General features: G+C 32.6%; 13 protein-coding genes. 12 read left to right on the forward strand and 1 reads right to left on the reverse strand.

Annotated features, from left to right (window positions below; translation table 11 throughout):
- The 11 genes from rsgA to ABI657_RS11845 form a co-directional block, all read left to right on the forward strand.
- Positions 1–872 (forward strand): ribosome small subunit-dependent GTPase A (gene rsgA, locus ABI657_RS11795; RefSeq protein WP_348097462.1); only part of this gene is annotated, 872 nt, incomplete at its 5' end.
- A 30-nt stretch (positions 873–902) separates the two neighbouring features.
- Entirely contained in the window at positions 903–1,265 is a 363-nt protein-coding gene (locus tag ABI657_RS11800; protein ID WP_348097463.1) for a four helix bundle protein, read from the forward strand.
- Positions 1,266–1,299: 34 nt separating this feature from the next.
- Entirely contained in the window at positions 1,300–1,752 is a 453-nt protein-coding gene (gene dtd, locus ABI657_RS11805; protein ID WP_348097464.1) for a D-aminoacyl-tRNA deacylase, read from the forward strand.
- Between the two features lie 62 nt (positions 1,753–1,814).
- Positions 1,815–3,722 carry a DUF3857 domain-containing protein gene (locus ABI657_RS11810; protein ID WP_348097465.1) on the forward strand — a complete coding sequence of 636 codons (1,908 nt, stop codon included), beginning with the start codon at positions 1,815–1,817 and terminating at the stop codon, positions 3,720–3,722.
- A 10-nt stretch (positions 3,723–3,732) separates the two neighbouring features.
- Positions 3,733–5,424, forward strand: a complete 1,692-nt coding sequence (locus ABI657_RS11815; RefSeq protein ID WP_348097466.1) for a transglutaminase domain-containing protein — start codon at positions 3,733–3,735, stop codon at positions 5,422–5,424.
- A 133-nt stretch (positions 5,425–5,557) separates the two neighbouring features.
- Positions 5,558–7,732 (forward strand): DUF3857 domain-containing protein, encoded by a 2,175-nt coding sequence (locus ABI657_RS11820; protein WP_348097467.1) that lies wholly within the window; start codon positions 5,558–5,560, stop codon positions 7,730–7,732.
- 2 nt (positions 7,733–7,734) lie between these two features.
- Complete coding sequence (locus ABI657_RS11825) at positions 7,735–8,061, forward strand: nucleotide pyrophosphohydrolase (protein WP_348097468.1); 327 nt, start codon at positions 7,735–7,737, stop codon at positions 8,059–8,061.
- A 132-nt stretch (positions 8,062–8,193) separates the two neighbouring features.
- Complete coding sequence (locus tag ABI657_RS11830; protein WP_348097469.1) at positions 8,194–9,417, forward strand: 3-phosphoshikimate 1-carboxyvinyltransferase; 1,224 nt, start codon at positions 8,194–8,196, stop codon at positions 9,415–9,417.
- Between the two features lie 352 nt (positions 9,418–9,769).
- The gene (gene queA, locus ABI657_RS11835) at positions 9,770–10,819 is read left to right on the forward strand and encodes a tRNA preQ1(34) S-adenosylmethionine ribosyltransferase-isomerase QueA (RefSeq protein WP_348097470.1); all 1,050 of its coding nucleotides are present in this window, start codon (positions 9,770–9,772) and stop codon (positions 10,817–10,819) included.
- 320 nt (positions 10,820–11,139) lie between these two features.
- Positions 11,140–12,417 carry a kynureninase gene (kynU, locus tag ABI657_RS11840; RefSeq protein ID WP_348097471.1) on the forward strand — a complete coding sequence of 426 codons (1,278 nt, stop codon included), beginning with the start codon at positions 11,140–11,142 and terminating at the stop codon, positions 12,415–12,417.
- A 102-nt stretch (positions 12,418–12,519) separates the two neighbouring features.
- Positions 12,520–12,957, forward strand: coding sequence for a YMGG-like glycine zipper-containing protein (locus ABI657_RS11845; protein WP_348097472.1), 438 nt, complete (start codon positions 12,520–12,522; stop codon positions 12,955–12,957).
- Positions 12,958–13,020: 63 nt separating this feature from the next.
- On the opposite strand, the gene ABI657_RS11850 is transcribed toward ABI657_RS11845, so the two are convergent.
- The gene (locus ABI657_RS11850; RefSeq protein ID WP_348097473.1) at positions 13,021–14,577 is read right to left on the reverse strand and encodes a hypothetical protein; all 1,557 of its coding nucleotides are present in this window, start codon (positions 14,575–14,577) and stop codon (positions 13,021–13,023) included.
- 101 nt (positions 14,578–14,678) lie between these two features.
- Between ABI657_RS11850 and ABI657_RS11855 the strand changes: the two genes are divergently transcribed.
- A complete protein-coding gene (locus tag ABI657_RS11855; RefSeq protein ID WP_348097474.1) occupies positions 14,679–17,069 on the forward strand; it encodes a penicillin acylase family protein in 2,391 nt (796 codons plus the stop codon).
- Positions 17,070–17,105: the final 36 nt, after the last annotated feature.

Consider the following 17,105-nt stretch of genomic DNA (forward strand, 5'->3'; position numbering starts at 1 on the left):
GTACCAATCCTATTGCTGTAGGCGATATTGTCGATTATGAACTCGAAGAAACTTCGGATGCTGTAACGGGAACGATTTTTAATATTCACGAAAGAAAGAATTATATCGTTCGTAAATCGGTTAACCTGTCACATCAGATGCATATTATTGCATCCAATATTGATCGTGTTTTTTTATTGATAACGATTAACAATCCACCGACCACCTTCAATTTTATAGACCGATTTTTGGTAACTGCCGAAGCTTACAATATTGAAACGATTTTAGTTTTTAATAAAATTGATACTTTTGATGAAGCTACAACAGATGACCAATTGTATATGCAATATGTCTATCAGCAAATTGGCTACAAATGCCTTCGTGTTTCTTCAACCGAAATGAAAGGTATTGAAGAACTGAAAGAAATGATGATTGGTAAAGTAAGCATGTTCTCAGGACATTCGGGAGTTGGAAAATCGACTTTGGTAAATGCGATGGAACCTGCTTTGCATCTTAAAACCAAAAATATTTCTGAAGCCAGCAAACAAGGTCAGCATACCACCACTTTTGCCGAAATGTATGATTTATCCTTTAATGCAAAAATTATCGATACTCCCGGAATCAAAGGATTTGGAATTGTTGATATGGAAAAAGAAGAAATTAGTGGCTACTTTCCTGAATTTTTCAAATTGAAAGATGGTTGCAAATTCAATAATTGCCTTCATAAAGAAGAACCGCATTGCGCCATTAAAGCAGCTTTGGAAAAAGACGAAATTGCCTGGTCCCGTTACAACAGTTATCTTAAAATACTGGAAGGTGACGAGGAAAATTATCGTACCGATTCGTATGATGAAGATCGTAAAATTAGTGATGAAACGAGAAACCAAAAGTAATTGTGAATTATGAATGGTTAATTGTGAATTATGGCTGAAAATATAATAAAAGTAAAATCGTTTAATTTTGCATTGCGAATTATTAAGTTGTCTCAATTTTTAAATGTAGAAAAAAAAGAGTTTATTCTTATTAAACAATTGTTTAGAAGCGGAACAGCAATTGGAGCATTAGTTAGAGAGTCCGAACAAGCAGAAAGTAAAAAAGACTTTATACATAAATTAGCAATTGCTCAAAAAGAAGCTAATGAAACAGATTATTGGTTAGAATTGTTGTTTCAATCTGATTATTTGAATCAAACTCAGTTTCAATCTATAAAAACGGATATTATTGAGATAAATAAAATTTTGGCTTCCATTATAATCACAACTAAGCAAAAATTATCTGCAAAATGAATTCACAATTAACCATTCATAATTCACAATTATTTTGAAAGTTGTTCTTCAAAGAGTTTCTCAGGCATCAGTAACGGTCGATTCTAAAATTATAGCTAATATTAAGAAAGGTTTATTAGTTTTAGTTGGAATTGAAGATGCCGATTTACAGGAAGATATTGACTGGCTGGTTGGAAAAATCATTAAAATAAGAATTTTTGGCGATGAAAACGACGTTATGAACTGCTCGGTTCAGGATATTGACGGTGATATAATTGTGGTAAGTCAATTCACTCTTCATGCTTCTACAAAAAAAGGAAATCGTCCTTCGTATATAAAAGCTTCTAAACCCGAATTTGCAATTCCGATGTATGAGAATTTCGTAAAATCTTTAGAAAAAGAATTTAATAAAAAAGTCCAAACCGGAATTTTTGGTGCAGATATGAAAGTAGGTCTGTTAAATGACGGTCCTGTAACCATTTTAATTGACAGCAGAAACAGGGAATAAAAATCTTAAAGATTTGTTAAGGATTTCTAAAAATAATATATATTTGGAGAAATTACTTACTAATGAAAAACCCGGCTTTTGCGTTAATTTTTTTCTTTTCTATCCTTACTTCAGCTCAAAAAAGTGAGTATTCTATAACAAAAATTTCCGATAGTCTTAAAGAAAATGCCAATGCAGTTGTTCGTTTAGACCAAATGGATATTACAATTGTTTCGCAGCGCAACATGAATATTAAGACGCAAAGAGTTGTAACAATATTAAACGAAAAAGGATTAAATGAAACAGACGCCTATCAGCATTATGATAAAACAACTTCAGTCCGAAGTATTGAAGCAATTGTTTACGATGCGTTCGGAAATGAAATTAAGAAAATAAAACGGAAGGATTTTAAAGATCAGAGTGCTGTAAGCGGAAGTACACTTTTTTCAGACAATCGCATACTTTATTTAGAATATACTCCAATATCCTATCCGTTTACGATTGTTTACACTAGCGAAATTGAAACTTCAAATACTGCTTTTATACCGCAATGGTATTTTTTAGGGGCTTATTATGTAAGCGTTGAAAAATGTGTATTAAATGTTATTTACCCCAGTTTCCTTGGATTTAAAAAGAAAGAATTTCAGTTTTCTGGTTGTAATATTAAAAAAACAGTTGACACAGATACAAATCTAAGTTACATTGGAGTTAATATTTTGGCCCAAAAATCAGAAGATCTTAGTCCATCGTCTAAAGATCTTTTTCCAAGGGTAATGATGGGATTAGAACATTTCCATTTGGAAGGTGTCGACGGAACAGCTACCACATGGGAAGCATTTGGTAAATGGTATGGGGATAAAATTCTAACAGGCACTACTGTTTTGCCCGAAGAAACTAAAATCAAAATAAAAGCACTTGTTGGAGAGGAAAAAGATCCTGTAAAAAAAGCAAAAATCATTTACGATTATGTGCAGAAAAAATCGAGATACGTAAATATTGCTATAGGCATTGGGGGCTGGAAACCAATGCTTGCGTCTGATGTTGATCGGCTGGGTTATGGAGATTGTAAAGCATTAACCAATTATACAAAAGCACTTTTGCAGGTAGTTGATGTTCCTGCATACAATACAATCTTATATGGCGATCGGAATAAATTCGATATCCAGTCTGATTTTGTTTCCATGCAGGGAAATCATATGATATTAGCAATTCCTAATGGCGACAATTATACATGGTTAGAATGTACAAGCCAGGATGATCCTTTTGGTTATCAGGGAACATTTACTGATGACAGGGATGTTTTGGTAGTTAAGCCAGAAGGAGGAGTAATTGTGAGAACGAAAATATATGAAGATAAGGGAAATCTCCAAATAGACAAGGGGAGCTACAACCTTGATGAAAGTGGTAATTTTTCAGGTTCAGTTAAAATCATTTCTGAAGGATCACAGTACAGTTCAAAATCGCATTTAGAAACCCTGCAGCCTACTGAAAAAGAAACACATTATAAAGAATACTGGGATAATATCAACAATTTAAAGCTCAACAAATTAACTTTTACGAATGATAAGGAAAACGTTCGTTTTACAGAAGATATTCAGGTTAGCGCATTGAATTATGCATCTATTTCTGCCAACAAGATGATTTTCGCTGTTGATGCCTTTAATAAAAATGATGGAAATGTGAAACGAATCAGAAATCGAAAAAACCCTTTTCAGATTCAGCGTGGTTATTTAGATACTGATGAAATCGAAATCAATTTACCAGTAGGTTATACTATCGAATTTTTGCCTTCAAGCTTTGAACTTAAAGGAAAGTATGGAGAATATAAAACTGAGATCGTCAAAAAAGAAAATAATCAGTTGATATACAAACGTTCCATGTTTTTAAATAAAGGAAAATATTTAAATAAAGAATATGATGAATACCGGGTTTTTATGGAACAGATCTCAAAAAATGATAATGCTAAAATTATATTAACCAAAACTAACTAAAATCGACCAAATGAAACGTTTTCAACTTTTTACTTTACTGAGTTTGCTCTTTATTTTTTCTGAAGCATTTGCACAAGACTTTAGATTAGGAAAAGTATCCATTGCAGAAATTGAACAGAAAAATCATCCGACAGACACAGCTGCAATTGCAGCGATATTGTATAAGAAAGGAGTATCAAGATTTGAATATAATGATCAGGAAGGTTTTATTATTCTGACAGATGTAGAAACGAGAATTAAAATATATAAAAAGGAAGGTTATCAATGGGCAAATCACAGAGTGTGGTTTTATACCGGTACTAATGCCAATGAAAGAGTTAGTTTTTCAGATGCCAATACTTTTAATATAGTGAATGGTAAAATTGAAAAAACAAAACTCAAAAGTGATGGTGTTTTTGATGAAGTCATAAATAAATTCAGGGCTCAAAAAAAAATTACTATGCCTAATGTAAAAGAAGGTTCAGTAATAGAATACAGATATAATGTAAAAACCAACTTAATCGGCGAACTGAGGGATTGGGATTTTCAAACGTCAATTCCCGTTAATCATTCTGAATTTATTTCTTATGTTCCGGAATACTTTGTTTTCAATGTGAAACAAAAAGGATTTGTTTTTCCGAAAGTTACCACGAATAAAACTGCCCGAACAATTAATTATGTGGATGTAACTGATTACAAAGATGGGACGCCAGCAATCCGTACACCAAGAAAATTAGACTTTGTTGAAACAGTTACCAAATATGCTGCGGATAATTTTCCTTCGATAAAAGAAGAAGAATATGTTAATAATATGGATAATTATGTTTCAAGTGTACAACATGAATTATCAATGACACAATATCCCAATCAGGCTATAAAAACATATTCTACAAATTGGAATTCTGTTGTAAAAACAATTTATGAATACGATGATTTTGGACCTGAATTAAATAAAAAAGGGTATTTTGAAGAAGATTTGAAAAAAGTAATTTCAAATGCTACAACTCAAAATGAAAAAATCGTAGCCATATTAAATTTTGTAAAATCAAATGTAAAATGGAATAACTATTATGGTTATAGTTGTGATAGTGGGGTAAAAAAAGCTTATAAAGAAAAAACAGGAAATGTAGCGGACATCAATCTGATGTTAACTGCAATGTTACGATCTGAAGGAATAACTGCTAACCCGGTTTTAGTAAGTACGCGCTCTAACGGAATAGCTTTGTTTCCTAACAGATCAGCTTTTAACTATGTTATTGCAGCAGTAGAAACTTCAGAAGGTACTATGTTATTAGATGCTTCTGATGAGTTTTCAGTGCCTAATATACTGCCTTTAAGAGCTTTAAACTGGTATGGCAGACTGATTCGTAAAGATGGTACATCTGAAGAAATTGATTTAATGCCTAAAAAAACCTCTAACGATATTGTACTTGTCAGTTACAGTATTGATTCTGAAGGTAAAATTACGGGCAAATCGAGAAGGCAATGCTCAGACTATAATGCCATGATTTTTAGAGACAATGTAAAAGGAGTTAAAGAGGATGATTATCTTGATAAATTAGAGAATGATCAAAATAAAATTGAAATAAGTGAATATACCCGAACAAATGAAAAAGAATTATTATTGCCTTTTTCGGAGACATATTCTTTTACAAGTAATGATTTGTGCGAGAAAATAGATGGTAAAATTTATTTAAATCCAATGCTTTTTTTCCAAATTTAAAAATCCATTTAATCAGGAAAAACGAGAGTATCCTGTTGATTTTTCTTTTCCTTTTACTGATAAATACAATATAGCAATCCAGATTCCGGATGGCTTTACAGTGGAATCATTACCTCTCCCAGCTGCAATAAGTATGGAAGATAATTTGGGAAACTTTAAGTTTAACATTGCAGAGAACGGCAACACACTTCAAGTGGCTATTTCACATCAAATTAACGAGGCCATAGTTCCTGTAGAGAAATACGAAATGCTGAAAGAATATTATAAAGCTATGATTGCAAAAGAAAGTGAGAAAATAGTTTTGAAAAAATATAAGATGAGATTAAGATTTTCTATTATCACATGCTGTATAATTTGTTTTGTTTTTGAATCAAAAGCCCAAAATTATGAATTGGGAAAAGTGTCGATTGCCGAATTAGAAGAAAAATTTAATCCAAAAGATACATCGGCTTCGGCAACAATATTATTCAAAAAAGCCAAAACTTTCTTCACCTATACGATAAGAAATGGTTTTACCGCAAATCATGTTTATGAATATAAAATAAAAATATATAAAAAAGAAGGATTAAGCTGGGCCAATCAAAAAGTACGTTTTTATGTTGGATATGAAAACATGAACAGAGATCAATTAGAGTTTTCCAATGCACTTACCTATAATCTTGAAAACGGGAAAATTGTAAAAAGTAAATTAGAAGGGCAGGGAACTTTTAAAAGTAATGTAAATAAATACTGGAGCGAAAAAACAATTACATTACCTAATGTAAAAGCGGGTTCAATTATTGAATTCAAATATATTTTAAAATCTGAAAATATTGCAGAATTTCCTGATTTTCAGTGTCAGTATGATATTCCTGTGAATTATTTTCAGTATAAAACGGAAATTCCGGAGTTTTATATCTATAAACCCATATTGATTGGATATCAAAAAATGACAGAAGAAACTAAAATAGTTACAGGTTCTCAACATTTTGAAAATGAATACAGCCAATCCAGATCTTTTACTTATAAGCAAATTGATGCAGTTTATTCAGATCATGATATTCCGTCTCTTTTAGATGAACCTTACATAGACAATCTGGAAAATTACAGAATAGCAATCAAACATGAACTTGAGAGAGTCCGTTTACCCGAACAGCCTGTAAAAGATTATGCAATGACATGGGAAGGTGTTGCCAGTACTATTTTTAAAAATGAAAATTTTGGAAAACAACTTAATGAAAGAACATTTTTAACAGATGATGCCAAGAGGATATTAACAAATATTGAATCACAGAATGAAAGACTGAACGTCATTTTTAAATTCGTTCAGAATAAAATGAATTGGAATGAAAAGAACGATTATTACACAGATACAGGAATTGTAGAAGCCTATAAAAATCAAACCGGAAATGTAGCTGAAATCAATTTTATTTTAATTAATATGTTGAAATTAGCTGGTATTGATGCAAATCCTGTTTTAGTAAGTACAATTGAAAATGGTATTCCGGTATATCCTACAAGGACAGGATTTAATTATGTCATCGCTGCTGCAGAAATCGACGGAAAACAAATTCTGTTAGATGCATCACATAAAATCACGGTACCCAATATTTTGCCCCTGAATATTTTAAACTGGAATGGAAGACTTATTAAAGGTGATGGAACCTCTCAGGAAATAAATTTGGTTCCGGTCACACAGTCAAAAGAATATGTAAACATGACTGTTAAAATTAATGCATCCGGTAATTTGCAAGGCAAAATCCGAAATTACAGAACGGATTATAATGCTTATCGTTTTAGAATTATAAACGGCAATAAAAGTGAAGAAAGTTATCTTGAAAAACTGGAAGAACAATTAGGAGATTTTCAAATTTCGAATTATATGATTGAAAATATAAAATCGAATATGGAAAAACCTGTTGTTGAAAATTTTGATTTTACTTCAGAACATCAATGTGAAATTATTGGAGACAGGATGTTTGTTAATCCAATGCTGTTTTTTACAGATACTAAAAATTACTTTAATCAGGAAAAAAGACAAATGCCCATTTACTTTGGTTTCCCTTCTCAGGAAAAATTCACCATTAATATGGAAATTCCTGAAGGATATCATGTTGAAACAATTCCTAAACCGATTCAAATTTTGACTGAAAACAATAGTGTTGTCTATAAGTTTTATATTGTCAATGAACAAAACAAAATTCAAATTAGTTGTTTGAAAGAGATTAACAATAGTACTTTTGCAGCGGATGAATACAATGGATTAAAAGAAATTTTTCAAAAAATGATTGCTAGTCAAAATGAAAAAATTGTACTTAAAAAACTATAATTATGGATTTAAAAAATGCGCAACTAGATGTTGACACCTGGATAAAAGAACACGGAGTTCGTTATTTTAATGAACTGACCAATATGGCCCAGCTTACAGAAGAAGTAGGGGAAGTGGCACGTATAATCGCCCGCCGTTACGGTGAACAATCTGAAAAGGAAAGCGATAAAAATAAAGATTTAGGCGAAGAACTAGCTGATGTTGTTTTTGTGGTGCTATGCCTTGCCAATCAAACCGGTATTGATTTGCAGGTTGCTTTTGATAAAAAAATGGACTTGAAATCGGTTCGGGATAAGGAACGGCATAAAAACAACGATAAATTAAAATAATGTGATAACTCACTCATAAGTTTTGAATTATGAGTTTTGAATTTTGAATTATGAGTAGGGAGTGGTAAATTGCGTGGCTGAATTACGTTTCTATCATTCATAATTCATAATTTAAAACTTACAATTAAAAAAATGAATTTACTACTTCAAACGACTCAACATAATTTACAAGGACAAATTGCAGTAACAGGATCAAAAAGCGAAACCAATCGGTTGTTATTACTTAAGGCATTGTTCCCAAATATCACTCTTGCCAATACTTCCAATTCTGATGATAGTGAGGTAATGCAAAAAGCTTTGATTGGTAATGATGAAATTGTAGACATCCACCATGCCGGAACAGCAATGCGTTTTTTGACGGCGTATTTTGCTGTAAATGATGGACGTGAAGTTGTCATGACAGGTTCAACGAGAATGCAGGAACGTCCTATAAAAATTTTAGTGGAAGCATTAGGGCAATTAGGAGTAGAAATTACTTATGAAAAAGAAGAAGGATATCCTCCAATAAGAATTAAAGGAAAAAAAGTTACCGCTTCAAAAGTAACTTTAGCTGCAAATGTAAGCAGCCAGTATATTTCAGCACTTTTACTTGTCGCTTCAAAATTAGAAAATGGTTTAGAATTGACTTTAGAAGGAGAAATCACTTCAATTCCGTACATTAAAATGACGTTGGCTTTGCTGACAGATTTAAATATACATACGAGTTTTGAAGGAAATGTAATCAAGGTTTATCCTAAAGCTGAAGTGGCTTCAAAAGAAATGGTAGTAGAATCTGATTGGAGTTCTGCATCTTACTTTTTTAGTTTAGTGGCTTTGGCCGATGCTGCAACAATCACTTTAAGCAGTTACAAAGAAAATAGTCTGCAAGGTGATTCGGAATTAGTTTCTCTGTACGAAAAATTGGGAGTTAAAACGACGTTTCAAAACAATAAAATCACATTGGTTAAACAACCAAATTTTAATTATGAGACCGTAAATTTCGAATTAAACAACACGCCGGATATAGCACAAACTATAGTCGTAACCTGTTTAGGTTTAGGAATCGGCTGTCATTTAACGGGTCTTCATACCTTAAAGATTAAGGAAACAGACCGACTGGAAGCACTTAGAATTGAATTGACAAAATTGGGTGCTACTATTTCTGTCACCAATGATAGCTTGACTTTAACAGCATCTTCAACTATTAATCATAATATAAAAATTGCCACTTACAATGATCATCGTATGGCAATGGCGTTTGCTCCTTTAGCATTAAAAGTACCTATTATTATCGAAAATGCTGAAGTAGTTTCAAAGTCATATCCTGATTTCTGGAATGATTTGAAAGTATTGGATTTTGAAATTTCAGAGCTGTAAAGTTTTTAAAACATATAAGTGATATAAGTTCATTTAAGCCAAATGGTTATAATGAACGAAATTTGAATAGCCTCCAGTTTTAACTGGAGGTTTTTTTACGATTAATTTTTCGGCTTTAGCCAAACAAAGAACACATCTAATTTTCAGGAATTCAAATTAAATGAACTTATATCACTTATATGGTTGGAAAAAACGTTTTTTAATGAAGTCAAACCATCAGTAAATCAGCGACTTTTGAAAATAAACGTCAAAACACTTGACAACGCCTATCTCACAATCGTATATTTGCACACGATTTAAAATTTTAGATAAAAAAATCTAAGATCTATACTTTAAAATCAACAATTCAAATATGAAATTATCACATTTTCAATTTAATTTACCAAAAGAACTTTTAGCCGAATTTCCAGCAGAAAACAGAGATGAGTCTCGTTTAATGGTAATCGACCGTCAAAAACAAACCATAGAACATAAAATGTTCAAAGATGTTATCAATTATTTTGATGATGGAGACGTTTTGATTTTGAATAATACTAAAGTTTTTCCTGCCCGTTTGTACGGAAACAAAGAAAAAACAGGAGCGAGAATCGAGGTTTTCTTATTAAGAGAATTGAATTCTGAGCAGCGTCTTTGGGACGTTTTGGTTGATCCGGCAAGAAAAATCCGTATAGGAAACAAACTTTATTTCGGAGATGACGATTCATTAGTGGCTGAAGTAATTGATAATACAACTTCACGTGGCAGAACGTTACGTTTTTTATATGATGGCTCTTACGAGGAATTCAGAAACAAATTGACCGAACTGGGAGAAACTCCAATTCCTAAATATATCAACAGAGAAGTCACTCCTGAAGATGCCGAAAGATACCAGACTATTTACGCTAAAGAAGAAGGAGCTGTAGCAGCGCCGACTGCTGGTTTGCATTTCTCAAAACACCTTTTGAAAAAACTGGAAATTAAAGGAGTAAATTTCGCTGAGGTTACACTTCACGTAGGTTTAGGAACTTTTAATCCTGTTGAGGTGGAAGATTTGTCTAAACACAAAATGGATTCTGAAGAATTGATTATCAAACAGGATGCCTGTGATATTGTTAATGCTGCAAAAATCAAGAAAAAACGTATTTGTGCAGTCGGGACTACTTCGATGCGTGCTATTGAAAGTTCCGTTTCATCACAACATACTTTAAATCCTTTTGAAGGTTGGACAAATAAATTTATTTTTCCTCCTCACGATTTTAGCATTGCGAACTGTATGATTACGAATTTCCATACACCAAAGTCAACATTGTTAATGATGATTTCTGCTTTCTGCGGTCATGATTTAATGAAGAGAGCTTATGAAGAGGCAATAAAAGAAGAATACAAATTCTATTCTTATGGAGATGCGATGTTAATTATCTAAACTGAAGAACATATAGATTTAAGAAACCTGTCAGTAATGGCAGGTTTTTTTTGTTTTAAGCTAGGGTGTATTACGGGCTATTCATTTCAAGTTTTACAATAAAAACCCAGTAATACAAGCACTTCGGGAGCTTCCGCTGGTCGCTTCCTCGTTGCAATATTACTACCGTTTTCATTGCAAAAGCTTTCCATTTCTATCCCTAACACAAGTCAGGTTCAATTTGAAAAATTAATTTCAAAGAAAAATCCGTTTTTCACTTGAAATAAATTATCCAACTTTTAGAGCATTTTTTGTTATTTTTACCGCACAAAACAAAAACAATGACTTTTCAAAATACGCGTGAATTCGCAAAGCAACTCGATTCGCAAGACACTTTAAATCACTATCAAGACCAATTTATTTTTCCGAAGGTTAATGACAAACGTGTTATTTATTTTACAGGAAATTCTTTAGGACTACAGCCAAAACGCACGAAAAATTATATTGATGAGATAATGGCTGATTGGGCGAACTTAGCTGTAGAAGGTCATTTTTACGCAGAAAAACCATGGTGGGACTATCAGGAAAGATTTGCAGAACCATTAAGCAGAATTGTAGGAGCATTACCTTCAGAAGTAACAGTAATGAATACCTTAACCGTCAATCTTCATTTGTTGATGGTGTCTTTTTATCGGCCAACAGCTAAACGTTACAAAATTATCTGTGAAGAAAAAGCATTTCCCTCGGATCAGTATATGTTTCAGAGCCAGGTACATTTTCATGGATTTAAACCAGAAGATGCAATTGTAGAGATTAAACGCCGAGAAGGAGAACACAATATTCGTTTAGAAGATGTATTGGCTAAAATTGAAGAAATTGGAGATGAACTTGCCTTAGTTTTGATCGGTGGCGTAAATTATTACACAGGTCAGGTTTTTGATATAAAAAAAATAACCGAAGCCGGACATAAAGCAGGAGCAAAAATAGGATGGGATCTGGCACACGCTGCAGGAAATATTAAATTAGAATTGCATGATTGGAATGTAGATTTTGCAGCATGGTGCAGTTACAAATATATGAATTCAGGTCCCGGAAATGCTTCCGGATGTTTCGTTCATGAAAAACATCACAATGATCCTGATTTACCACGATTTGCAGGCTGGTGGGGACATAACAAAGAACGCCGTTTTAAAATGGAACCCACTTTTGATCCTGTTCACGGAGCTGATGGCTGGCAAATAAGCAATCTACCCGTACTTTCTTTAGCACCTTATCTGGCATCAGTTGAGATGTTTGCAGAAGTTGGAATGGAGGTTTTAATTGCAAAAAGAGATAAAATCACCTCTTATCTGGAATTCATTTTACACGAAACAGATAAGGAAGTAGACGGTAATTTTGAAATTATTACTCCATCCAATCCAAAAGAAAGAGCTTCCCAGCTATCTGTTTTTTTGCATGGCGAAGGAAGAAGTCTGTTTGACTATTTGATGAAAAACGGGGTAATAACGGATTGGCGTGAACCAAATGTAATACGTTTGGCACCAGTTCCATTATACTGCTCATTTGAAGACATGTTTGATTTTGGTCAGATATTAAAAAGAGGAATTTTAGAAAAGTAAATTACAAATTTTAAATTCTATAATTTTTTAATTGAATTTTATAACCTTTATTATAAAATAACTCCCTTTATTTGTAGCGTATAACAAAAAATTTCTAAAATCATGAAAGCATTATATTCAATAATAATAGTCTTAGCCTTAGTTTCTTGTCAGAATCAGGGAAAAATAGATGTAGATAAAGCAAAACAAGCAAGTATAGATTCAATGAAAGTGGAGATTCAAAAACAAAAAGTTATTGACTCAATGAAAGTTGAAATGGCAAAAATAGAAGAAGAAAAAATAGAAGCACAAAAGGTAGTAGTAGTACAACAGCCAGCCCAGGGCAATACAACAACAACTACTACAACAGTTGAAAAAAAGAGAAAGGGCTGGAGTTCGACAGCTAAAGGTGCTGTAATCGGAGCGGGAGTTGGAGCTATAACAGGGGCTGCAGTGAGCAAGAAAAAAGGTGAAGGTGCTATAATTGGCGGATTAGCAGGAGCAGGAGTTGGAGCAGGGACAGGAGCTATTATTGATAGCCAAGCAAAGAAAAAAGAATAAGCCTTTTGACATATAAAATAAAAAACCGAATTAAAATTTAATTCGGTTTTTTTTATTTCCAGTCTATATTAAAATCTTCTTTAAAGATTCAGCAATACTTCGCCATAAAAAGTTGTAGAATGATTTCTCCTTAATTCGTTCGAGTTCAACATCTGCAGATTTTGCTTTTTCTTTCGAATCATTTTTAACCAGTAAATTAACGATTGCTGATTTTAGTTTCGCTTCTTTCTCCGGATTTTTCTTCTTGTACAGTTTTACTTTAAGATCATCATAATCCAAAGAAGCATTTCCTTTTGATACATCGTCATTGCCATAAAAGTTAAAGTGATATTTATTAAAAACTCCAGTAAACGAAGCATTCATATAGGGTTTACTAAAGCGCCCCATTGCAGCTACATCAAAATTTGAAATGGTGCCCTGAATATGAAAACTGTCTTTTTTATCTAAAACATTAAAACTCCAGTCTACATCCAAAGGCGATTTTTTCATGAAAATACATTTTACCTTAATCTTTACATCATCTGTTTTTTTAAGCCCATAGCCGCTTCGAAGATTAGTAGCTCTTAAATTGAAATTATCAAAAGTTAAAATTCCGGGACCTTTGCTAAAATCCTTTTCTTCTTCGTAAACTAATTTAGATTTTAGAACCTGCAAAGTATCAATTTGCAGCGGAAATTTTATATTACGCAATAAATGATTGTACAGGTATTTTTTGCTCAAATCATCTTCAGGCATCTTGCCACGGTATATATTGGCATCAAGATGATTGATGACAACTGAATTTGCCTTAAAGAAAAAACGATCATTTTTGAAACCCCAATCCATTTTTTCAATGGTAGCAGAATCTAATTTCAGGGTATTAATATCTTTTTCCTTTTCTAATTGCTTAATAAAATCAGGGCGATTGAATTGTGGAATATAGGAGAAATGATTAATTTTTAAAAAGTTCTTTTCAGTACTTATTTTTCCAATATTCATATGGTAAAAAGCGCTCTGGCGATAAAATAAACTATCAATTACCAATGTATAGTTTTTATATTGAAATGGAATTTTTTCGTTTAATGTTGCATCCGTTATTAAAATGCCTTCAAGTTTAAAAATGATTTTCTTTACACTCAAAATGGGTTTGTCATTATCGAGCGAAACAATATCAACTGTTCCGTCATTCAGATAAATATTCGAAACAGAAACTATTTTTCTAAAAGGATCAACTATTTCTTTCTGAATACTTTTACTGTCATTTATAAGTTTTTCGCCTTTTTTGTATAGAATAACGCGCGGTTTATTGATAATGATACTTTCAGCCTGAATGATATCATTAAATACTAAGTCCCAAATATTAAAATGTTTGATAGTAATAGATTCGATTTTAGAGAAGAGCCCGTTTTTACTGTCTTTTGGCTGATTTTTGGGACTTATCAATAAAGTCGTTGCGTAAATATTCCGGGACAAAAGTTCGACCTCAATTTTTTCGTAATTAATGCTGTAAGCAGTTTTGTTCTTTTCATTAATAATAATCGGAAGCTGTTTTCTGATCCAGTAATTCAGTCCAAAGTTGACTAAAATTACTAAGAGCAGAAATGAAATTAATCCGGTTGCTATTTTTTTGTAGATTGACATTTATGATATTGTTTTAAATCCTAAATTTAGACATTTAAAAGTCATTTTTCTTATAGGATTATTTCTTTAAGTTATATGATTGTTTACTTTATTACTTGATTATGAGAAGAATTAAAAAGATCCTGCTGGTTTTATTCGTATTAATTATTGTTATTGCAATTGGATTACTTACCTACATTTTTCATTTAAAACCAAAGTATGAAGGTGAATCAGAACTGAAAAATCTTCAGGCACCAACGACAGTATATTTTGATGATTTTGGAGTTCCTCACATTTATGCCGACTCTGAAAAAGATGCCATGACAACTTTGGGATATGTTCATGCACAGGAAAGATTATGGCAAATGGAATTACTGCGCCGCATTGCACCTGGAAAATTATCAGAAATTTTTGGTGCTGTTGGACTTAAAAATGATATGTTTTTTTCAGGAATTGGTATCGAAGAGGCTTCGGCGAAAGCCATTTCCAAATTAGACAAAAACAGTCAGAGTTATCTTTTGACATTGGCCTATTTAGATGGAATCAACCAATATTTGGATGAAGGAGTTACTCCAATTGAATTCACTTTATTGGGAATCAAAAAAGAAAAATTTACATTGAAAGACGTTTACAATATTTTTGGTTACATGTCTTTTAGTTTTGCAATGGCACAAAAAACAGATCCTTTATTAACCGATATCCGAAATAAATATGGAGCTGAATATTTAAAAGATTTAGGAATTAATGGAGAGTTCAACACAACACAAATCAAAAGTTCAAAAGAGAGTAGTAAAGAATATGCAATTATTGCAAAATCTGTAGCAGCTTTGCTTGATAAATCTCCAATCCCGCCCTTTGTTGGCAGTAATAGTTGGGTTGCTGGGCCAGGTAAAACTAAAAGCGGGAAAGTTATTTTTGCAAATGACCCTCATATTGGCTATTCACAACCTGGAACCTGGTATGAGGCGCATATAATTACACCTAAACATGAATTGTACGGTTGTTATCTTGCGGGGACTCCGTTTCCTTTGTTGGCACACAATCGCAGTTATGCTTATGGTTTAACGATGTTTGAAAATGATGATATCGATTTTTATCAGGAAAAAAATAAAGAAGGAGATTCAAATCAATATCATACTCCAAATGGATTTGTTAAATATGAAACCTTAAAGAAAATAATCAAAGTTAAAGATTCCTCAGATGTTGTACTTACGTTAAAATCAAGCAGACATGGTCCAGTTATGAATAATTTACTGGAGCGTTTGGATAGTAAAAATCCCATAGCAATGTCATGGATTTATACACAGCAGCCTATTCAGATTCTGGATGCCGTTTATGGACTTTCGCATGCTAAAAGTAAAGAGGATTTCAAAAAAGCAGTGCAATTAATAGCAGCTCCCGGATTAAATGTCATGTATGGTGATGCAAAAGGAAATGTAGCCTGGTGGGCAACCGGAAAATTATACAAACATAATCAGGGTGTCAATTCATTTTTTATTTTAGATGGCGCAAGCGGTAAAGATGATATTACAGAATATTTAGATTTCTCAAAAAATCCATCGGCTGAAAATCCTCTATGGGGATATGTATATTCAGCAAATAATCAGCCGGAACCAATTGATGGTTATTTGTATCCCGGATATTATCTGCCGGAAGATCGTGCAAAAAGAATTTCTTCCTTAATGGATGCAAAATCAGATTGGGATAAGGAAGCAATTAGTAAAATGATTTACGACAATACATCTCCTATAGCTCCGGGAGTTGTTCAGGATTTAATTTCCGCTGGTAATTTTACATCACTCAATAGTGTTGAGAAAAATGCAATTGACATTTTAAAATCCTGGAAAGGAACTCATAACCTCAATGATATTGCGCCAACGATTTATAATAAGTGGATTTATTTATATCTTAAAAATACGTTTGAAGACGAAATGGGATCAGACAATTTTAATTTATTTTTAGGCACCAGTCTCGGAAAACAAATAATCGCAAAGCAAATTGAAAATAAAAATTCGCTTTGGTGGGATAATATAAAGACGAAAAATGTAAAAGAAACCAGGGATGAAATTGTATCCAAATCATTTCATGAAGCCGTGTCTTCACTTCAAAAACAATTAGGAAATTCAGTTTCTGACTGGAATTGGGGCAAAATACATACTGTTGAGCACGAACATCCAATGGGAAAAGTAGCAGCCTTGCGAAAATTATTTAATGTTGGGGCTTTTGCATCTCCCGGATCAAATGAAGTAATTAATAATCAGTTTTTTGGTTATAATGAAGATGGGAAGTATTATGTAAAAGGAGGTCCTTCAACAAGAAGAATAGTCGATTTTTCAGATATTGAAAACAGCTGGAGCATTTTGCCAACCGGACAATCCGGTAATCCGTTCAGCAAACATTATGATGATCAGGCAAAAATGTTTAACGAAGGCAAATTCAGGAAAATGAAACTCAATAAGGAGGAGATTGTAAAAACATCAACTAAATTGGTTTTTAAGCCCCGTTTGGAGTAATTACTTTTTATGTAATGTTAGGATTATTTTCCTATT

This window comes from Flavobacterium sp., from assembly GCF_039930565.1.
GTDB lineage: Bacteria > Bacteroidota > Bacteroidia > Flavobacteriales > Flavobacteriaceae > Flavobacterium.

What these genes read in the sequence shown, in the direction of transcription:
- queA (WP_348097470.1), top strand. Translation starts at nt 9,770, where the DNA reads ATGAAATTATCACATTTTCAATTTAATTTACCAAAAGAACTTTTAGCC.
- ABI657_RS11810 (WP_348097465.1), top strand. Translation starts at nt 1,815, where the DNA reads ATGAAAAACCCGGCTTTTGCGTTAATTTTTTTCTTTTCTATCCTTACT.
- ABI657_RS11845 (WP_348097472.1), top strand. Translation starts at nt 12,520, where the DNA reads ATGAAAGCATTATATTCAATAATAATAGTCTTAGCCTTAGTTTCTTGT.
- kynU (WP_348097471.1), top strand. Translation starts at nt 11,140, where the DNA reads ATGACTTTTCAAAATACGCGTGAATTCGCAAAGCAACTCGATTCGCAA.
- ABI657_RS11855 (WP_348097474.1), top strand. Translation starts at nt 14,679, where the DNA reads ATGAGAAGAATTAAAAAGATCCTGCTGGTTTTATTCGTATTAATTATT.
- ABI657_RS11825 (WP_348097468.1), top strand. Translation starts at nt 7,735, where the DNA reads ATGGATTTAAAAAATGCGCAACTAGATGTTGACACCTGGATAAAAGAA.
- ABI657_RS11800 (WP_348097463.1), top strand. Translation starts at nt 903, where the DNA reads ATGGCTGAAAATATAATAAAAGTAAAATCGTTTAATTTTGCATTGCGA.
- ABI657_RS11815 (WP_348097466.1), top strand. Translation starts at nt 3,733, where the DNA reads ATGAAACGTTTTCAACTTTTTACTTTACTGAGTTTGCTCTTTATTTTT.
- ABI657_RS11830 (WP_348097469.1), top strand. Translation starts at nt 8,194, where the DNA reads ATGAATTTACTACTTCAAACGACTCAACATAATTTACAAGGACAAATT.
- ABI657_RS11850 (WP_348097473.1), bottom strand. Translation starts at nt 14,577, where the DNA reads ATGTCAATCTACAAAAAAATAGCAACCGGATTAATTTCATTTCTGCTC.
- ABI657_RS11820 (WP_348097467.1), top strand. Translation starts at nt 5,558, where the DNA reads ATGGAAGATAATTTGGGAAACTTTAAGTTTAACATTGCAGAGAACGGC.